General features: G+C 59.7%; 18 protein-coding genes. 1 reads left to right on the top strand and 17 read right to left on the bottom strand.

Features of this window, described 5'->3' with window-relative positions:
- Positions 1-9 precede the first annotated feature (9 nt).
- On the top strand, positions 10-303 hold the full coding sequence (locus AC1ME2_RS01380) for a DUF1330 domain-containing protein (RefSeq protein ID WP_480438853.1): 294 nt from the start codon (positions 10-12) through the stop codon (positions 301-303).
- Positions 304-319: 16 nt separating this feature from the next.
- Here the strand turns inward: AC1ME2_RS01380 and AC1ME2_RS01375 are convergent, their stop codons facing one another.
- The 17 genes from AC1ME2_RS01375 to AC1ME2_RS01295 all read right to left on the bottom strand — a co-directional run bounded on the left by AC1ME2_RS01375 (position 320) and on the right by AC1ME2_RS01295 (position 19,392).
- On the bottom strand, positions 320-883 hold the full coding sequence (locus tag AC1ME2_RS01375) for an NUDIX hydrolase (protein WP_480438852.1): 564 nt from the start codon (positions 881-883) through the stop codon (positions 320-322).
- A gap of 2 nt (positions 884-885) precedes the next feature.
- The gene (locus tag AC1ME2_RS01370; protein WP_480438851.1) at positions 886-1,638 is read right to left on the bottom strand and encodes a GntR family transcriptional regulator; all 753 of its coding nucleotides are present in this window, start codon (positions 1,636-1,638) and stop codon (positions 886-888) included.
- A 126-nt stretch (positions 1,639-1,764) separates the two neighbouring features.
- A complete protein-coding gene (locus AC1ME2_RS01365) occupies positions 1,765-3,216 on the bottom strand; it encodes an NAD-dependent succinate-semialdehyde dehydrogenase (RefSeq protein ID WP_480438849.1) in 1,452 nt (483 codons plus the stop codon).
- Between the two features lie 66 nt (positions 3,217-3,282).
- Complete coding sequence (locus AC1ME2_RS01360) at positions 3,283-3,768, bottom strand: flavin reductase family protein (protein ID WP_480438847.1); 486 nt, start codon at positions 3,766-3,768, stop codon at positions 3,283-3,285.
- Between the two features lie 11 nt (positions 3,769-3,779).
- Positions 3,780-5,261, bottom strand: coding sequence for an aldehyde dehydrogenase (locus AC1ME2_RS01355; RefSeq protein ID WP_480438845.1), 1,482 nt, complete (start codon positions 5,259-5,261; stop codon positions 3,780-3,782).
- Positions 5,258-6,091 carry an alpha/beta fold hydrolase gene (locus AC1ME2_RS01350; protein WP_480438843.1) on the bottom strand — a complete coding sequence of 278 codons (834 nt, stop codon included), beginning with the start codon at positions 6,089-6,091 and terminating at the stop codon, positions 5,258-5,260. The genes AC1ME2_RS01355 and AC1ME2_RS01350 overlap by 4 nt, the downstream gene beginning before the upstream one ends.
- A gap of 25 nt (positions 6,092-6,116) precedes the next feature.
- Positions 6,117-6,707: an amino acid synthesis family protein gene (locus tag AC1ME2_RS01345; protein ID WP_480438841.1), complete on the bottom strand. Its 591-nt coding sequence runs from the start codon at positions 6,705-6,707 to the stop codon at positions 6,117-6,119.
- Positions 6,708-7,116: 409 nt separating this feature from the next.
- Positions 7,117-8,669, bottom strand: a protein-coding gene (locus tag AC1ME2_RS01340) for an IS3 family transposase (RefSeq protein ID WP_480434858.1) whose coding sequence is annotated in 2 segments (ribosomal slippage) — positions 7,117-8,216 and positions 8,216-8,669 — 1,554 coding nt in all. Because the reading frame shifts where the segments join, the coding sequence is not laid out codon by codon here.
- 898 nt (positions 8,670-9,567) lie between these two features.
- Positions 9,568-10,350, bottom strand: a complete 783-nt coding sequence (locus tag AC1ME2_RS01335) for an IclR family transcriptional regulator (RefSeq protein ID WP_480438839.1) — start codon at positions 10,348-10,350, stop codon at positions 9,568-9,570.
- Positions 10,351-10,615: 265 nt separating this feature from the next.
- Positions 10,616-11,299, bottom strand: coding sequence for a sarcosine oxidase subunit gamma (locus AC1ME2_RS01330; protein WP_480438838.1), 684 nt, complete (start codon positions 11,297-11,299; stop codon positions 10,616-10,618).
- Between the two features lie 2 nt (positions 11,300-11,301).
- Entirely contained in the window at positions 11,302-14,241 is a 2,940-nt protein-coding gene (locus tag AC1ME2_RS01325; RefSeq protein ID WP_480438837.1) for a 2Fe-2S iron-sulfur cluster-binding protein, read from the bottom strand.
- Positions 14,228-14,533, bottom strand: a complete 306-nt coding sequence (locus AC1ME2_RS01320) for a sarcosine oxidase subunit delta (RefSeq protein ID WP_322179004.1) — start codon at positions 14,531-14,533, stop codon at positions 14,228-14,230. Before AC1ME2_RS01320 ends, AC1ME2_RS01325 begins: the two co-directional genes overlap by 14 nt.
- A 12-nt stretch (positions 14,534-14,545) precedes the next feature.
- Entirely contained in the window at positions 14,546-15,787 is a 1,242-nt protein-coding gene (locus AC1ME2_RS01315; RefSeq protein ID WP_480438835.1) for an FAD-dependent oxidoreductase, read from the bottom strand.
- On the bottom strand, positions 15,787-16,707 hold the full coding sequence (folD, locus tag AC1ME2_RS01310) for a bifunctional methylenetetrahydrofolate dehydrogenase/methenyltetrahydrofolate cyclohydrolase FolD (RefSeq protein ID WP_480438834.1): 921 nt from the start codon (positions 16,705-16,707) through the stop codon (positions 15,787-15,789). Before folD ends, AC1ME2_RS01315 begins: the two co-directional genes overlap by 1 nt.
- Positions 16,704-17,570: a formyltetrahydrofolate deformylase gene (gene purU / locus AC1ME2_RS01305; protein ID WP_480438833.1), complete on the bottom strand. Its 867-nt coding sequence runs from the start codon at positions 17,568-17,570 to the stop codon at positions 16,704-16,706. The genes folD and purU overlap by 4 nt, the downstream gene beginning before the upstream one ends.
- Before the next feature lie 284 nt (positions 17,571-17,854).
- Positions 17,855-19,069: a type II toxin-antitoxin system HipA family toxin gene (locus tag AC1ME2_RS01300; protein ID WP_480438832.1), complete on the bottom strand. Its 1,215-nt coding sequence runs from the start codon at positions 19,067-19,069 to the stop codon at positions 17,855-17,857.
- Complete coding sequence (locus tag AC1ME2_RS01295) at positions 19,069-19,392, bottom strand: helix-turn-helix domain-containing protein (protein WP_480438831.1); 324 nt, start codon at positions 19,390-19,392, stop codon at positions 19,069-19,071. Before AC1ME2_RS01295 ends, AC1ME2_RS01300 begins: the two co-directional genes overlap by 1 nt.
- Between the last annotated feature and the right edge of the window lie 87 nt (positions 19,393-19,479).

Raw genomic sequence — 19,479 nt, 5'->3', positions numbered from 1 at the left:
GAGGTCGCCATGAAGGCTTACTGGATCGCTCACGTCGATGTCACCAACACGGATCAATACGCGCAATACACCCAGCGCGCGCCAGCTGCGTTCGCGCTGTTTGGCGGCAAACTGCTGGCCCGTGGCGGGCGTTCGGAAGCGATGGAGGGCCGGGCGACGCCGCAACGCAGCGTGGTGATCGAGTTCGAATCCTATGAGCAGGCGTTGGCGTGCTACCGCTCGGAGCAGTATCAGCAGGCGTGCGAGTACCGCCAGGGTGCGGCCAAGGCTGAGGTGATCATTGTCGAGGGGTATGAGCCTTGAGCGTTAGCCGGAGGGTTCAGCGGATGAAGTGAATTTTGCCGCTGTCGTCGTTGCCCATGTAGATGCCATAGACCCCGGCCTGGCGCTCTTCGATATAGCGTTCGAGGATTTGTCGGATAGCCGGGTAGTAGATGCTGTCCCAAGGGATGTCTTCGGGCGCGAAAAAGCGGCAGTCGAGGGTTTCCGGGCCATATTGCCCAGTGCTCTCTACGGCAATGGCGCGGAAAATGATGTAGACCTCGCTGATCTGCGGCACGCTGAAGATCGAGTAGGGCGAGACGATTTCCGCGTGCACGCCCGTTTCTTCCCAGACCTCGCGCAGGGCTCCCTGCTCAGTGGTTTCGCCACTCTCCATGAAGCCTGCGGGCAGGGTCCAGGTGCCGGGGCGCGGCGGGATGGCGCGCTGGCACAGCAGGTACTTGCCGTCTTGCTCGATGATGCAGCCGGCAATGATTTTCGGGTTGATGTAATGAATGTAACCGCAGCCGCTGCACATCAAGCGCTCATGGGTGTCGCCAGGCGGTTGCCGGTGATCGAGATCACTGCTACCGCATTGCGGGCAAAAGCGCGGGCTGGGCATGTTCAGCGACCTATGCGCGGTTCTTTGAGGGCGATGGGCGAGACGATTTCACGCACTTTGCCGGTTTCGTTCTGCTTTAACTTAAGGTAGTCCAACGCCACTTTGGCAGCGGCCCGCACGTGATCGACCGAAGCCTGATGCGCCGCCAATGGATCGCCGCTCTTGATCGCCTCGACGATGCGTTCCATCTCCAGATTGCTGACCCCGCGGCGGTTTTCCTGGGACACGGAGGTGGCCCGCAGGTAGCTGATGCGTGCCTGCAACTGGCGCAATTGGGTCGCCGCAACGTGGTTGCCCGAGCCTTCGAGCAGGACGTCGTAGAAGCCTTGCACCGAGTCGATGACTTGCTGCAATTCGCCGTCCTTGAGGGACTTGCGGTTCTCCTCGAGGGCTTTTTCCAGGGCACGAATGTCCTTGGCTTTGGCCCTGAGGGTGAACAACTGGACGATCAGGCCTTCGAGCACGCAGCGCAGCTCGTAGATATCGCAGGCGTCTTCCAGGGTGATGATGGCGACACTCGGACCTTTGGCGTCGGCGAATTCCACCAACCCTTCGGATTCCAGGTGGCGCAGGGCTTCACGAACCGACGTACGGCTGACGCCCAGACGCTCGCAAAGATCGCGCTCGACCAGACGGTCTCCCGGCAAAAGCTGGAAGTTCATGATGGCGCTTCGCAGTTTATCCAGCACGATTTCGCGCAGGGTAATGGGGTTGCGATTGACTTTGAAGCTGTCGTCAAGTGGCAGGCGTTTCATTGGGGCCGCTCTGAGTGGGGCTGTCCATGCAAAAGGAGCACCTTGATCGCAGGATCTGCAGTGCTCCAGTCATTATTCAAAACAATGGCCGAGTTTATCATGTCGGGTTCTTTAAGCGACAAGCCCTCAAAGCCCCCCCATCAAGGTGTATTTGAGCTCCAGGTAATCGTCGATGCCGTATTTCGAACCTTCGCGGCCCAGGCCCGAGGACTTGATCCCGCCAAAGGGCGCGACTTCAGTGGAAATCAGCCCCTCGTTGATCCCGACCATGCCGTACTCCAGGCCTTCGCTCATGCGCCATGCACGGCCCAGGTCGCGGGTGTAGCAATAGGCCGCGAGACCAAACTCAGTATCGTTGGCCATGCGCAAGGCCTCGCTTTCGCTGTCGAAGCGGAACACGGCGGCCAGTGGACCGAAGGTTTCCTCACGGGCGACTTTCATCTCGTTCGTTACCTCCGCGAGCACCGTTGGCTGGAAGAAACCGTGGCCCAGTGCGTGCCGTTCGCCGCCGCAGACCAGGCGAGCGCCTTTAGCCAGGGCATCCTGCACATGGTCCTCGACCTTGGCCACTGCGCGCTCGTTGATCAACGGACCCTGGCTGACACCGGCGTCGAAACCGTTGCCGACGTTCAGCTCACGGACACGCTCGTCGAGACGGGCGACGAACGCATCGTGGATGCCGTTCTGCACCAGGAAGCGGTTGACGCAGACGCAGGTTTGTCCGGCGTTACGAAATTTGGCGATCAAGGCGCCTTCGACCGCGCGTTCCAGGTCGGCATCGTCGAACACAATGAAGGGCGCATTACCGCCCAGTTCCAACGAGACTTTTTTCAGCGTCGAGGCACACTGGGCCATCAGCAACTTGCCAATGGCCGTGGAGCCGGTGAAGGACAGTTTGCGTACCTCGGGACTGCTGGTCAGCTCGGCGCCGATGGCAATAGCATCGCCCGTAATGACGTTGAAAATCCCGGCGGGAATCCCGGCCTGTTCCGCCAGCACGGCCATGGCCAATGCCGAGAACGGTGTTTCCGGGGCTGGTTTGACAATGCATGGGCAACCGGCAGCCAGTGCTGGACCGGCTTTACGGGTGATCATCGCCGCCGGGAAGTTCCACGGAGTGATCGCCGCGACGACGCCAATTGGCTCCTTACTGACGACGATCCGCGCATCACCCTTGTGGCTGGGAATGGTGTCGCCATAGATGCGTTTGGCTTCTTCAGCGAACCATTCGATGAAACTGGCGGCATAGAGGATCTCACCCTTGGCTTCGGCCAGTGGCTTGCCTTGTTCCAGAGTGAGAATCTCGGCCAGGGCGTCGGCGTTTTCCAGCATCAACGCATGCCAGCGCTTGAGCACCGTGCTGCGGTCCTTGGCCGTGCGTGCGCGCCAGGCTGGCCACGCGGCATTGGCGGCGGCGATGGCCTCGCGCGCCTGCACGGCGCCGAGGTTCGGTACGTGACCGATGACGTCACCCGTGGCCGGGTTGTAGATGGCGTGGCGAGTACCGTCTTGTGCGTCACACCATTGGCCATTGATAAAGGCCTGCTGGCGAAAAAGTTGCAAGGCTGCTGGGGTCATGCCGGCTCCCGGAAATAAAAAGGGGCCGCGACCGAAAAGGGTAGCGTGCGGCCCTGAAACATTCGATCAGGCGAGGGTGGGCAGGGGGCCCAGCTTGCCTCGGTGATAGATCATCGGTGTCACCGGCTGATCAGGCAGGATCAGGTTCTTCACGGCCCCGACGATGATCGCGTGGTCGCCGCCATCGTATTCGCGCCACAGTTCACACTCGATGATCGCAGTGGCGTTGGCCAACAGCGGGTTGCCGAGTTCGCTCAGGTGCCACTCGATGCCTTTGGCTTTGTCCTTGCCTTTACCGGCGAAGGCATAGGCCACCGCCTGTTGGTCGGCCGACAGCAAATGAATGGCGAAGCGTTTGCTGTCGCGCAGGATCGGGTACGTATCTGAGGCGTAGTTGGGGCAAAACAGCACCAGGGCCGGGTCAATCGACAGCGCACTGAAGGCGCTGGCCGTGATGCCGACGATGCCGCCTTCTGGGTCCAGCGTGGTGACCACGGTGACCCCGGAAGGGAAGGAGGCCATGACCTCCTTGTAAATGCCAGGTTCGATCATTTCAGGTCACCTCAACGCATGACAAAGGGGTCGGGCATCGGTGCCGACGATAGGTTGATCCACACGGTTTTCAGTTCGGTATAGGCCAGCACCGAATCGATGCCGCTCTCGCGACCGTAACCGCTGTTCTTGAATCCGCCGATGGGCGCCATGGCCGAAACAGCGCGGTAGGTGTTGACCCAGATGATCCCGGAGCGCACATCCCGCGCCATGCGGTGAGCGCGGCCCAGATCGCGGGTCCAGATGCCTGCGGCGAGACCAAACTGCGAATCGTTGGCAATGGCCAGCGCCTCGGCCTCGTCCTTGAAACGGATCACTGACGCAACCGGGCCGAAGACTTCTTCCTGCATGATCTTCATCGAATTGCGGTCACATTCGAACAGGGTCGGCTCGTAATACCAGCCGTCGCTGTCCATCTGTGGACGCTTGCCACCTAGACGCAGATGAGCGCCCTCGGCGATGGCGTCGGCCACCAGGCCTTCGACGACGGCCAATTGCTGAGCGGTGGCCATCGGGCCCATCTCGCTGGCGTCGTCCTGCGGATTGCCGATACGGATGCGCTTGGCCCGTTCAACCAGGCGCTCGACGAATTCGTCGTAGATTTCGTCCTGCACCAACAGGCGCGAACCAGACACGCAGCTCTGCCCGGAAGCGGCATAGATACCGGCGATGGCACCGTTGATCGCGCTGTCCAGGTCGGCGTCGGCGAAGATTATGTTCGGTGATTTGCCGCCCAGTTCCAGCGACAACCTGGCAAAGTTCTCGGCACTGCTGCGCACCACATGACGGGCCGTGGCGGCGCCGCCGGTAAAGGCGATCTTGCGCACCAGGGGGTGGCGGGTCAGGGCCGCTCCGGTGCTGGGGCCATAGCCGGTAACGACGTTGACCACACCGGGCGGAATACCCGCTTCAAGGGCCAGGCGCGCCAGTTCGAGAACCGTTGCGGACGCGTGCTCGGAGGGCTTGAGCACGATGGTGTTGCCCGCCGCCAGCGCCGGCGCCAGCTTGATTGCGGTCAGGTACAGCGGGCTGTTCCAGGGGATGATCCCGGCCACCACGCCCATCGGTTCGTGCACGGTGTAGGCAAACAGGTCGGGCTTGTCCAACGGCAGGGTGCCGCCTTCGAGCTTGTCAGCCAGGCCTGCGGTGTAGTGGAAAAACTCGGGCAAATAATTGACCTGACCCCGGGTCTCGCGGATCAGCTTGCCGTTGTCGCGACTTTCCAATTGCGCCAGTTGCTCTTTGTTTTCGGCGATCAGATCGCCAAGACGGCGCAACAGTTTGCCGCGAGCGGTGGCGGTCAGGCCGCGCCAGGCCGGGCTCTCAAACGCTTTTTGCGCGGCCTGGACGGCGCGATCGACATCCGCTTCGTCAGCATCGGGAAGCTCGGCCCATGCATGGGCCAGCGCCGGGTTGAAGCTTTCGAAGGTCTTGCCGGAGAGCGCATCGACCCATTGGCCGTCGATGCACATCTGGAAACGTGCGAGCGTCATGCAACGATCCCCTGTGTTGGGTGTTGTCGGGTTTGTGCGGTGGCGAGAAAGTCCAGCAGCATCTGGTTGACCAGTCGCGGCGACTCTACCAGCATCATATGCCGTTGCTCGTCGAGGACCGCCACTTGCGCGCCGGGGATCCGTTCGGCCAGTTGTCGGGCCATTTCCGGTGTCGAACCGGGGTCCAGCGCGCCGGTTGCGATCAGGGTCGGCACCTGAATGCTGCCCAGGTCCTCGGCGCGGTACATGTCCTGGGTGGCGAACAATTCATACGTAGTCAGATAACCCTGCGGGTCATTATTGGCCAACGTCTGGCGGATCGCGGCGATCTGTGCCGGATTGGCGGCCTGGTATTCACGGCTGAACCAGCGTGACAGCGCAGCCTCGGCGTTCGCATCCGGGCCATGCTCGGCGGCTTGACTCGTTCGCTCGTTGACCCCAGCACGCTGTTCGGCGCTGCGGTTGAATACGCTGTTGAGCACCACCAGCCCCAGCAGGTGCTCCGGGTGGTGCAAGGCGAAGGCGCGAGCCACCAGTCCACCCATGGAGAAGCCGATCACAGTGGCCTGCGGCAGCTGCAAATGGTCGAGCAATTCCAGTAGCTGATCGGCATAGCCCAGCAACCCGGTGCCCGGTTCCGGGCGCGGGCTGGCGCCGTGCCCGAGCATGTCATAGGCAATGACGCGGTAGTGCGGAGCGAGACCAACGATCTGGCCGCCCCACATCTCTTTATTCAGGCCCACGCCATGGATCAGTACCACGGGTTGGCCTTGGCCGGTCGCCAGATAACTGGTGCCGGCCGGGGTATGTTCAGCGGTGATCCGAATCATGGATCGCTCCTGCAAATCTTATGGGTTACTGGGCTTTTTCTGCAGCCAGCTCTTCCAGATCGATGTAACGATTGCCGATGCGTGGGTGCAGACGACCCCCGTTGGCGCAACCGAGGACAACCACGATCTCATCGGCACGTGGGGCGTCTTCGATTTTCATTTCCAGGGTGATGTAGTGCGAACGCAGACCTTCGTCGTCTTTATGCATCATCGGAACCTGGATCGAAGTACCTGGGCCACCGCGCTTGTTGGTGAAGCTCAAGTAGCTCTTGGCGTTGACTGCTTCGCGGTAATGGTTGCCAAAACGCAGGGTGTGGATCACCGCAGAGGCGTGCTCGATTTCGCCATCGGCGCCGACCACCGCCGCTTTGCCGTAGGCTTCGATCTTGTCTGCACCGCCGATGGTGGCAATCAGACGCTCGACCATCAGTGCGCCGAGATCGGAACAATTGGCGCGAATTTCCGGTTTCAAATCCTCGACAAAGCCACGGCCCGACCATGGGTTCTTCATGACAACAGCCAGACCCACCATTGTCACTGGGGTGTCGGTGGCTTTACCGCCCTCGATGAAGGTTTCTTCGATGTAGCTGACGATCTTGCGAATTTCAAAACTCATGAGCGGCTCCAGAAAAGAGGGAGGAGGAATGCATTGCTGTATGATGGTATACCATAATATTGGCTATGCAAGCCCCTGCTGCATGTTCATGAAAAGGGCAGGCGACGGAAGGTAGGGCGCGAGGCGTTGCGCCGGGTAAGGATGGGTAATGCAGGCGCTCGGTATGCAGAGGTCAGCGAGTCACGCAAAGTGTGATTACTGAAATCGGTGACGGGACGATAAAGGGTTGGTGGAAATTCTTGTATGTCGTTAAGATTTTTTGGGCGGGCAGGCCGGTTTTTAAAATAATCTGGGCTCTGTTAAGAAAATCCAGGCTCAAACAGGACATTTCGATGAGTATGACGTGCGTGGGTTACGCCTACCTGGCCCAGGCGGCGTTTTTCAAGGTAGTTGTCGCGCCAGCGTCTAACTATGCCGCTTGTTTCTCTAACGCTTCCTCTCGATCCGGGTTCAACATCACAGTACCTATCGGCTCCCAGTTGCGTGTCTGACCCGACCAGCGCTCCGGTGTTTTATTCTTGGCTCGCTCGTACAGCTCATGTCGCCTGGCCAGGATCTGGTGATCCTGTCCTTGATGCCGTTGCGCCGGCGTGACGAAGCGGATTCGGCTGTGGCGGTGTTCGTTGTTGTACCACCGTATAAAGTCTCTCACCCACACCCGTGCGGCGTCCAAACTGGCAAAGCCGTTCTGCGGCCATTGCGGACAGTATTTCAACGTTCGAAACAGCGACTCCGAGTAAGGGTTGTCGTTGCTCACCCGTGGACGACCGCGCGAAGGCGTGATGCCCAAGTCATACATCTTGCTCAACAGCGTCACCGACTTCATCGGGGCGCCGTTGTCCGAGTGCAACACCAGCGGCTCGTCCAAACACCGCTCGCCGATGACGCTGCGTTGCAGCAGAGCAGCCGCTTTCTCACCACTTTCTTCCTCGTAAACTTCCCAGCCCACGGCCTTGCGGCTGTAAATATCCTCGATCAGGTAAAGGTAGTAATACTTGCCTCGGATCGGCGACGGCAAGTACGTGATGTCCCATGACCAGACCTGATTCGCGGCCTTGGCAGCATGGGTCGTGGGCGCGGCATGTCGCTTGGGCCGTTGGCTGCGCCCCCGGTGTTGCTGTTGACCGGCCGCGCGCAGCACCCGGTAAAAGGTCGCCTCCGACGCCAGATAACGATCCTGATCAGCCAAGCGCGGAACGATCTGGCTAGGTGGCAGATGAGCGTATTCAGGGCTGCTGCACAGCGCCAAAATGGCTCGCCGCTCAAGGTCGCTCAGGGCGTTACGCGGTACAGGCCGTAAGCTGGTTGTTCGAGCATCGGCTTGAACGTGCTCCCCAAACGTCCATCGTTGCAGCGTGCGCAGCGACAGACCTATTTCGTTGCAGGCCCTGACTTTTCTGGCTCCCTCGGCAACGGCATCACCCAGCCAAGCCACAAGCAAGTGCCGGTCTGGCAAGGATGTTAGTTGTCCTCGTTGTCGAGCCCCCAGTAGGCATTGAGCTTTTTTCGCAGTACTAACAACGCCGCTGTTTCGGCCAATGCCCTGTCTTTACGCAGCAGCTCTCGCTCAAGCTCCTTGATCCGTTTCTTGTCTTTGCGAGCCTCTTCACGCTCACCTGCCTGCTGGATTTTGTCCGTCTTCTGACCGCTGATGAAGGCTTGTCGCCAGGCGAGGATTTGCTCTGGGTAAAGGCCTTTGCGTCGGCAATACTCTCCCAGGTCGATCTCGGACAAACCGGCGGCCTCAAGGACAACAGCAAACTTCTTTTCGGCTGACCAGTTCTGGGCCAATTGCTTGTTTTCGGGCACTGCGCTTCCTTTTGAACTGACCTGCTTGCGCCAGTTGTACAAAGACATTTCGCTCACACCTTCGCGCCGGGAAACCTCGGCCATCGACAGGTTAAGCGGAGGTAGCAACATCTTGAGTAATGCGGCTCTGCGTTCGTTTGAATAATACGCCACGGTCGATCTCTTTCCGCCCCCGATATGACTTTTCAGGACAATCCGCAAAGGCGACAACTATCCTGACACCGGGGGCAGGTCCTGAGCTTGAAAGTCTTCCCTGTGAAGCGTCCGCTCCTATCAAACAGACTTTTAATCTTTTAAAAACAATGTGTTGGCGCTTGGATATGGGTGTATATCCGGCATGTGTGGTTGCTGGAATTATGGTTTCGCTCTTACAGCGAGGAACCTTTTTCAAACACCAAAAAGGTCCCGCCAAAAGGCTTGCCCCTCCATACGGATCCTCGCCTAGGCTCGGATTTCCCTCACTCCGGCGTTGCTCCGGGGGTCGCCGCAAGGGGCCATCCCTGGCCCCCTGCGCAACGCCTGCGCTCGGCCTCCTGGAAAAGGGGCCTTGCCGTAATTTGATACTCAATTCACACAACACTTTAGAAACAAATCAAGATCCGTGTGGGAGCGAATTTATTCGCGAAGGCGTCTTATCTGACACACCACCACCGATTACAACCCACAAATCGCAACCCAGTTTGCTGCGCGATAGCGCAGCGTCGAAGACCGGGCGGGGCCTCCTATCAAACTGATTTTTAATCTTTTAAAAACAATGTGTTGGCGCTGGTCTTGATGTGTATATCCGGCATTTGGGTGTGCTGGAATTACGGTTTCGCTCTTACAGCGAGGAACCTTTTACAAGCGCCGGAGTGCCGGACCACAAAAAGGTACCCCAAAACGCTTGCCGGTATGACTCACCCACATAGGTAACAATTCAGTTCAAGCACATAGGTAACAGTTTTTAACTGGCAGGGTCGTTTCCAAAAACCGCCGCAAGCAGTATCAGCACTCGGTTCAACCTGAGGTGTTTGACTACATCGAGCAGGTTGCAAAGAGCCTGCTCTGAACGTCAGGCGGTGAAACCCATCTCGGTGGAGATCAGGCGGGCACAATCGAGCAGCATGTTCTTGAAACGTTCGCGATTTTCCGGGTTGTCCATGATCGCGTCTGGCCCGGAGAGGTTGATGGCCGCGACCACGGCGCCCCGGTGATCACGAATGCTGGTGGCGATGGCCGTGGAGTAGTCGGAGCGGTGCAGCACCCAGCCCAGTTGCCGATCCTGCTCGGCGATTTGTTGCAATTCGGGCAAGGTTTTGGGTGCGGGTGCCGGGTAATCGTCCAGTCGCACGTGCTGATACAGGCTGATCAGCGTGGCTTCGCTCAAGTCGCTGAGCAGCACCCGGCCCATTGCCGTGCAGTGACAGGCAATCCGCGTCCCGATGGGCACGTTGACCGACAACCGTTGGGACGCGAATGCGCGGTAGATATAGACGCTGTCGGTCTGCTCGCGCACAGCCAGGTGACACGACAGCGAGCTGCGATCGCGCAGGGTGTTGAGGTAGGGGATCGCAACGTCCACCAGGTCACGGCTGGCCAGGTAGGTGAAGCCGTTGGCGATCACCTGCGGGCCGAGTTCATAGGTGTTCTTTGCGACCTTCTTCAGGTAACCCATGCCATTGAGCGTCTGCACGATGCGGTAGATCGACGACACGCTGACCGCCAGGCGTTCGGCGATGTCGTTCATGCTCAGCACCCGTTCGGCGCTGCTGAACAGTTGCAAAATCCACAGCCCGCGCTGTAACGCCGGAACACGATAATCGCTGTCTTGCGTGGGTTCTTCGATGCTGTTCACAGCGTCTCCTGGGTGTCAGCGGCGATTATAAATCCATAGGAGCTGCCGAAGGCTGCGATCACCCCGGGGTCGCGTCCGACGGAACCGGTCGCTTTCTTGAGACCGCTGAAGGTCGTGCCGGTCGCCCGCGACCCCGGCCTATCGCAGCCTTCGGCAGCTCCTACAGGGACCCAGTTTGCTGCGCGACAGCGCGGCGTCGCAGACGGGGCGATATCTCCTACAGAGGATGCGATCCTCTGTAGGAGAATTATTTTGCGCTCATGGCCTACGCCAACAACGCATCCACCCCAACTGGCTTGCCCCCAAACTCCTGCATGGCATCCAGTAACGCGCCCCACAAGTAGTACGCCGAGGCTCTATCACACAGGATGTGAAACAGCGGCAAGTCCGGTTGCGAGCCATTGATGACGATCGCGCTCATCCGCGCCACCGAGGTTTGCGCCACTGCACCCGGCGCGAACGCCTGTTGGCGCAGATCGACGCCGCAGACCTTGGCCATCACTGAGCTGATGTGTTCGCCGGTCAACACCAGCCACGCGTGGCTGTCCTGGCGCGGCAGCAAATAGCAGCCTTTTTCGGAGAGCTGCCACTGGCCTTCGAGCTTTTGCAGCCGAGCCCCGGCATCCTGAAAGCTGCCCAGCAGGAAATACTCGGTCTGCGAAAGGCGGGCGACATTGCTGCCATCATCCTGCAACACACAGCGATTGGGTGTGGTCGGCAGATCGAATTGTTCTGCATGCAGATGCGCAGCAGCGTCGACCCCACGAAAACCGACCCGCGCCAGGTTGCTCAGATCGAGCAGGGCACAGCGGCCCAGCTGTGCGGTTTCGTCCTGGTCGGCATAGTGGCTGACGATCAGGCTGTCACCCAGGCGTGCGAGTCGGGCGTTGGCCTGCAGAGGGTACAGCGGGCTGCGCTCGCGAAAGTCCGTGGCATTAAGAGTGACCATGCTTACAACTCCTGGCGTTTGCTGTCGACATCGAAGAACGGCAGTTTGACCACCGTGGCCTGGACCATTTCACCGCCTTCCACCCGAATCGGAATCTGCTGGCCGGGAATGCTTTGATCGACGGCGGCATACGCCAGACCGATGATCATGCCCAGCGTCGGCGAGTACTCGCAGGAGGTGACGTTGCCGCTGATGTCCGGTCCCTTGAGCACCAGATGACCTTCCAGTGGCTGGCTGCTGCCTTTCGGCAGGCTGAAGCCGACCAGTTTGCGTTTGAGCGGTTGCGCTTCGAGGATGTCCACCGAGCGGCGCCCGACGAAAAACGGTTTCTTCCGGGAGATCGCCCAGCCCATGTCGATCTCTGCCGGATGGGTCATGCCATCGGTGTCCTGACTGATGATCACGTGGCCCTTTTCCAGACGCAGCAAACGTTGGGCTTCGACGCCGAACGGGCGAATGCCGTGTGCCTGACCCGCTTCCATCAGCGTGTCCCACAGGTATTCTGCATAACGTGCCTGCACATGGATTTCATAACCCAACTCACCGACGAAACCGACACGCATGACCCGCGCCGCGATCCCGGCCACGGTGCCCTGACGTACGCCCAAATAGGGGAAGGCGTCAGGCGACAGGTCGATATCGACGCACAGCTTCTCCAGCACTTTGCGCGAATCGGGCCCGGCCAGGTTGACCGCCGCGATGGCGGCAGTGACGTTGGCGATATCGACGTTCAGACGCCATTGCACGTTCCACTTGAGCATCGACTGATAGATCCGGTCGACACCGCTGGTGGTGGCCGTGACATAAAAATGCTGATCGGCCAGCCGAGCGCAGACGCCGTCGTCGATCACTACCCCGTGTTCATTGGTCATCAACGCGTAACGAGTACGGCCGATGGGTTGTTTGGCGAAGGCGAAGGTGTACATCCGTTCCAGCAGTTCGGCGGCATCCGGGCCACGAATATCCAGGCCGCCAAGGGTAGAGACGTCGATCAGTCCGACGCTTTGGCGCACGTGCAGGGCTTCTTCCTGCATGCAACGTTCACGTGTCGCTGGCTGACCTTTTTCATCCTTGAAGCCGTAATAGGCCGGACGCTGCCAGTTGCCTGCCGGCATCATTTTCGCGCCCGCTTGCAGGTGGCGGTTATGAATCGCTGTGCGGCGAATCGGGTCAAAGTTGCGCCCGGCGATGTGCGCCAGTTTTTCCGCTTCGAAGGGCGGACGCGCCGTGGTGACCCCGGTTTCGCTGACAGTGCGCTGGGTACTGGCGGCAACCAGTCGTGCCGTTGGCAAGGCGGAATGACGGCCTTGGGACGGCCCCATGCCCACCGTGGAGAAACGTTTGACCAACTGCACGTCGCGGTAGCCGTGACGCGTGGCGTTGATGATGTCGCGGATTTGCAGGTCTTCATCGAAGTCGACGAACTCCTTGCCACTCGGGTGGGGAAAGATCGGCCAGTCGAAGTTGACCCGTTGTTCCGGGCTTAGGGTCTGCTCCTGATAGTCCGTTGACAGCCCCAGTGCGGCGGCCGCTTGTGCACCGACTTTCGCGCCGTCCTTGAGTACGTTTTCCAGCAGGTGACAGCCGTTCACCGAGCCTGCAATGGCCAGGTTTTTCGGCAGGCCAGTGATGGCGAACTCGGCCGAAGGGTCGGCGTACGCCAATTTACCGCCTGCCTGACACGCCAGTTGATAGACCGGCATGTAACCGGCGGTCATGCACAGCAGGTCGCAATCGACTTGCAGGCTGTCCTGGGCGACTTCGCCACGGGCTGTGATGCGGCGAATGTCGACGCCGTTGATGTGGCGCATGCCCTTGCTGTGCAAGGCTTCATACACCGTGTGTTGCAGGTGCACGGTGATGCCCAGGCGTTTGAGCTCCGCAGCCAGGCGCGCATCGTCGGCGCCGTTGCGCATGTCGACCACGGCGGCGACGTCGACACCTTGTTCCACCAGGTCCAGGGCGGTGCGATAACCGTCGTCATTGCCGGTCAGGACCACTGCACGCTTGCCGGGCTTGACCGCGTAAAGCTTCATCAGGCGCTGGGCCGCGCTGCACAGCATCACACCGGGCAGGTCGTTGTTGCGGAAAATCACCGGCTGGTCAAAGGCGCCAGAGGCAATGATGCATTGGCTGGCGCGCACTTTGTACATGCGCTTGCCCTTGATCACCGGCAGGTAGTTGTCAGTGAACCAGCCATTACATGTGGCTTCGGTGAGAATCTGGATGTTGGCATGCTGGCTGACCGCATCCACCAGTGCTTGGCGCACTTCATCGGCCTGCGCGCCCTGGACGTCGAAGCGCGCATAGGTCAGCGCGCCGCCCAGCAGACGCTGTTGTTCGATCAACAAGACCTTGGCCCCGGCATTGGCGGCGGTCAGTGCTGCCTGCAAACCGGCGGGACCGGCACCGACCACGGCCAGATCGATGAACAGATAAGCCTTGTCGTAGTACTCGGGTTTGAAGTCCAGGTTAAGGATGCCCAGCCCGGCTTTCTTGCGAATCAGTGGCTCCCAGATTTTCCACATGCCCTTCGGCTTGTAGAACGAACGGTAATAAAACCCCACCGGCATGAACCGTGAGAACTTGCCCAGCAGCGCATCGCGGTCGTTGTCCAACGTACCGCTGTAGTTTTGCCCGCTAACCTCGATACCGGCTTGCAGCCAATGGGTATCGGCCAGCACGTTGGGCTCGTCTGGTAGTTGCACCAGGGTGTTGGCGTCTTGCCCGGCCATGGTCAACGGCCCGCGTGGGCGGTGATATTTGAACGAGCGTGAGAGCAAATAACGACCATTGCCAAGCAGGGCGCTGGCGATGCTGTCGCCGGCAAAACCGGAATAGGCCTTGCCGTCGAAGTTGAACGCCAGCGGACGTTGACGATCAATCAGCAAGCCCATGGGCAACGGCAAGCGGCTTTCAAATGGGGTATCAGGCTGGCTCATTGCTGTGCTCCGCAGGGCTGAACTCGACGCGCTGGTTGTAGACTTCCCGGGCATCGAAGGTACGCAGGATTTCATCGGTGACGGTATGACGTTCGGCCAGGAACCAGTAGCTGGATGCGTTGTGCATCCACCACTCACGGACCACGCCAGCGGCGTTTTCGCTGTTGAACACGTAATGTGCCCATTGCGCATCGCTGCAGGTGGTCGGATCAGGCATGTCCTTGAATTCGCCGCCGTAGGTGAATTCGGTGATGTTGCGCGGCCCGTTCAGCGGGCAATTCATGACTTTCATACGGTTTGCCCCTTAGTGGCTGGCCGCCGTAGCGCCCATCTCGTTGACTTGCTGGAAGGTCGAAAACCGCTCCAGACCGAAGGGTTTGATCAGGTCCGGGACTTTGCCGCCAGAGGCGACCAGTTCGGCCATGGTCTTGCCGCAGATCGGCGTGGCCTTGAATCCCCAAGTGCCCCAGCCCGCGTCGAGGTAATAGTTGTCGACAGGTGACAGGCCCATGATCGGGCTGTAATCGGGGGTCATGTCAGTGATCCCGGCCCACTGGCGCATCAGCTTGGCATTGGCCAGGAAAGGGAACATCTCGACCGCAGCGGAAATCAGGTTTTCCTTCAGGTCCAGGGTCGAGCGGGTGTTGTACAGCGGGTAGGGGTCGGAACCGCCGCCGAATACCACTTCGCCACGGCCGGTCTGCTGCACATAGCAGTGCAGGGCCGAGGAACTCACCAAGGGATCGAGAAACGGTTTGAACGGTTGGGTGACCATCGCTTGCAGGGGATAGCAGACGATGGGCATTTCGATCTTGGCTTTCTTGGCCATCAACGAGCTATGCCCGGCCACGGCCTGCACTGCGCAACCGCACTGGATCGTGCCTCGGTTGGTTTTTACGGCGGTGATCCGGCCGTTTTCGATGATCAGGTCCTGAACTTCGGTCAACTGATGGATTTCCACCCCACGTTTCGCTGCGCCCTTGGCGTACCCCCAGGCCACGGCGTCATGTCTGGCGGTGCCGCCGTCGATGTGCCACAGCCCGGCCAGTACCGGCAAATGGCCGGGGTCGAGATTGAGGCTCGGCACCAGTTCACGAATCTGCTGGCGGTCGACCATTTCCGTACGGCCGCCGAAATGCTTGTTCACTTCAGCGCGTTGGCGGAAGGCGCGCACGGTGGCGTCGGTGTGGGCCAGGGTCAGTTGGCCACGCTCGGAATACATGACGTTGAAGTCGAACTCGTTGGACAGGTCCTTGAACAACTTCACCGACTCGCTGTAGAACTTCACACCCTCACTGGTCAGGTAGTTGGAACGGATCACTGCCGTGTTACGTGCGGTATTGCCGCCGCCCAAATAGGACTTTTCCAACACCGCCACGTTAGTGATGCCGTGGTACTTGGCCAGGTAGTAGGCAATCGCCACGCCATGACCGCCACCGCCGATGATCACTACATCATAGGAAGACTTGAGTTCCTTGGGTGGCGGCAGGTCCATTTCTGCCGTGTACTCGGCAGAGAGGCCATATTTCAAGAGATTGAATGGCATCACGCCTCCTTAGGTGAAGTGCGAGTGGCGGCGAGTTCTGCGGCGCGCAGCAACTGTCTGCGTGTGGCGATCACGGTGTTTTTCAGCAGATAGGCGATGGTCATCGGCCCGACACCACCAGGAACCGGGGTAATGGCGCTGGCCACCGTGCGGGCGCTGGCGTAATCCACGTCACCCACCAGTCGGCTGCCCTGTTCGGTGTCAATGCGATTGATCCCGACATCGATCACCACTGCGCCGGGCTTGAGCCAACTGGCGTCGATCATCTGCGGGCGGCCGACGGCCGCTACAACGATGTCTGCCAGACGGCACAACGCAGCGGCGTCGACACTGCGCGAGTGGACGACGGTGACCGAGCAATGGGCTTGCAGGAGCAGGGTGGCCATGGGTTTGCCGACGATGTTCGAGCGGCCGATAACCACCGCATGCTTGCCACTCAAGTCGCCGCACGTGTCGTGCAACAGGCGCATGCAGCCGCTGGGGGTGCAGGGCGTCAGCACGTCCTGACCCTGGACCAGCCCGCCGACGTTGTGCCGATGGAAACCGTCGACATCCTTGGCCGGGTCTATGGCTTGAATCACCGCAGCTTCGTCGATATGCGCAGGAACCGGCAGCTGTACCAGAATGCCGTTGACCTCCGGGTCGGCATTCAATTCGGCGAGGAGTGCCAGCAACTGCGCCTGGCTGGTGGTCGCGGGCAGGCGCTGCTCCAGCGAGCGAATACCGGCCTCTTTGGCGCGCAGGATCTTGTTGCGCACGTAGACCTGACTGGCCGGGTCTTCACCCACCAACACGACGACCAGCGTCGGCGTGACCTGTTGCAGTGCGAGTTCACGGACGTCGGCTGCGACTTCGCTGAGCACCTGGGCGGCAATGGCTTTGCCGTCGATGTCGCGGGCGAATTGAATGGGGCTGTTCATCGGAAGATCACCGTTTTATCGCGATTGATGAACACCCGATGTTGCAGGTGATATTTGACTGCCTTGGACAGCGCGACGGTTTCCGTATCGCGTCCGATACTCACCAGATCATCGGCTTTGTGTGCATGATCGACACGCTGCACCTCCTGCTCGATGATCGGGCCTTCGTCCAGGTCCGAGGTGACATAGTGGGCCGTGGCACCGATCAGTTTGACCCCGCGCTGGTGGGCCTGGTGGTACGGCTTGGCGCCCTTGAAGCCCGGGAGGAAGGAGTGATGGATGTTGATCGCCCGGCCCGACAATTGCTTGCACAGGTCATCGGAGAGGATTTGCATGTAACGAGCCAGCACCACCAGATCGGTCTGCGTCTCCTCAACGATTTTCAGCAGCGCAGCTTCCTGCTGGGATTTGGTGTCCTTGGTCACGGGCAAGTAGATAAAACGGATGCCCTCGCGCTCGGCCATCGGCCGTAGCTCCAGGTGGTTGGAGACGATGGCGGTGATCTGCATGTCCATCTCGCCTTTGTGGTGGCGGTACAGCAGGTCGGTGAGGCAGTGGTCGAATTTGCTGACCATGATCAGTACGCGCATCGGGTTGGCGACCGAGTGCAGCTGCCAGTCCATATCCAGCGTCCTGGCCACTTCATTGAAGTCCAGACGCAGCGCATCGATGTCGCCCTTGACGCCGCTGTTGAAGCGAAACACCGCACGCATGAAAAACTGGCTGGTTTCTTCATCGTCGAACTGGGCCAGCTCGCTGATGTAGCAGCGGTTGTCGGCCAGGAAAGACGTCACGGCGGCAACGATGCCCGACGTTGCGGGACAGCTGATCTTGAAAATGAAGTGGTCCGGGTCGGTGCTCATTACGGGTCCTCGCAGGGAGACATGCACGCTGAATGTTCATCAGTGGGGATTAAATTCAGGGATGAAGAAAAATTCCCCATGTGAATAAAATATTCCTGTGGCGCTTTTTATAGGTGAAATAAAAATCGGCGTCCAGCGTTGTTTTGTTTTTTTTTGCGGGGGAGGGTGGAGATTCGCGGGGACGCACAGTCTTGTTTGCGAATGCAGCGTGTCAGGTACGCCGCATCAAGGGATACGCAGGGGCGACGTCTGGTTGCTCACCTGCGAGGAGGTAAGGCAACGGTCTACGCTTTCATGCGCGCCGAGCCGATTGCTGCGAGGGCAAGCTTCAACTCGGTCCCATTGAGGGTGCGTTCATAGTGCGCCCGCAGGTCGGGTTCCCAGCCGATCACTTCATCCAATGTCACAGCTGCCTGGTCCGGCGTCAGCGCAAAGTGTGCGCAATGGCTCAACAGGTTGGCGCGACTGATCACCCGACCCTCGCGGCCCACGGCCATCGCGAGGTTGGGCGGAGAAGATCCTTCGAGGCAGGGCACCACGTCGTACATGGGCGCCAGTCGCCAGCCTCCCTTTAGCCAGAGGATGGCGTGGTTCTTGGGGTGATCGTCGCCGTTGCCCACCAGAGCGTTGAAGCACATTCGCTTAAACAACGCCTGGAGGTCTTGCGCCGGTACGCCACGTCGACTCATCTCATTGGCAACAGCGGCATAGACCCAGGCGCTGCGGTCGTTGGTGTGCCATTCGGCGTCGAGCAAGGTGAGTGCGCTGAGCATCGGTATCCGACCGCGCATATCAGCGGGCTGCAGGCGGTCGAAGCGCTCTACCAGCAAGGTCGAGGGCTCTTCGGCATACAGTGCGGTACGGGCGACATTCAAACCTTTTCCGGCTGCGAACGTCATGCACGCATGTTCCAGCGCCGGAATATCGCACTGATCATAGCGGTCACGGGATTTGACCAGAATCAGTACGCCATGGTCTTGCAGGGTGCGCTTGGGGCGGGCGCCACCCAAAGAAGACCGTTGCCTGCGCAGCTTGAGGGTCTGGATCGCTTCTTCATCCAGTTGATTATCGAATATGGCTTCGGTGGCCTGGATGAAGGGCGCCAGGCCCTTGAGCGACGGTAACGGGTCGTGCCCGATACCGGCTGGCGGATGGCGCGTCAGGCCTGCCATAAGGTTGCCCGCGCGATCATTGTTCGGGGATTTCAGCAGGTAATCGATCGGCCCCAGGGCGTGTCGATGGATGTCTTTCAATACCCGCTCACCCCAGCCATCGGGCATTGAATCGTTGATGAAGCCGGGTATTCCCTTGTTTTTGGTTATTGGGCCGAAGGTTTCGCTGCGCAGCGGATAGCGAACCGGGTCGGGCACCCAGCCACGGGTGGCAACGTACTCTGGATCGTAAGTGAACTCACCGAACCCGTTGACGATCACCAGTCGACCCAGAGAGACCACCTCGCTGGTTTCAGGATGCTCCATGTAGACGTAGGCCCTGGACATCAGAAGTCCTCACTCTGTGGTTTGGCCAGGCGAACCCGATGCGGTGCACGGGGGTCATTGGCTTGCAGCTGAGAGGAGGACTCGATGCCGTCGAGGCTGCGAAACACTTCCTGCGTGAGTCCCAAATGCCAAAGTACCATCATGAACGAGCGCACTTCCACGACGGGGTCTCCGCCCTCGATTTTACGTACCGTCTGCTCGGAAATTGAAAGGGCCAGGGCCAGGTCTTTCTGTCGAAGTCTGGACTGTAGACGCCTGCTTTTTACCAGAAGCCCGATTCTGTAAAGGTTGTCGGTGCATTCCAGTGGAAAAAAGCTTTTCATAAGCCGCCTTTTAACAGTGCTAAATATAGATAAGCGGCACTATAGCATGCCTAAAGCATTGCGAAAGAGGGCTGGTAAGCGTGCTGG

It is taken from the genome of Pseudomonas sp. ASL9 (assembly GCF_056680335.1).
Note: the sequence above shows the minus strand (reverse complement) of the source record. Positions and strands in the feature narration are given on the sequence as shown.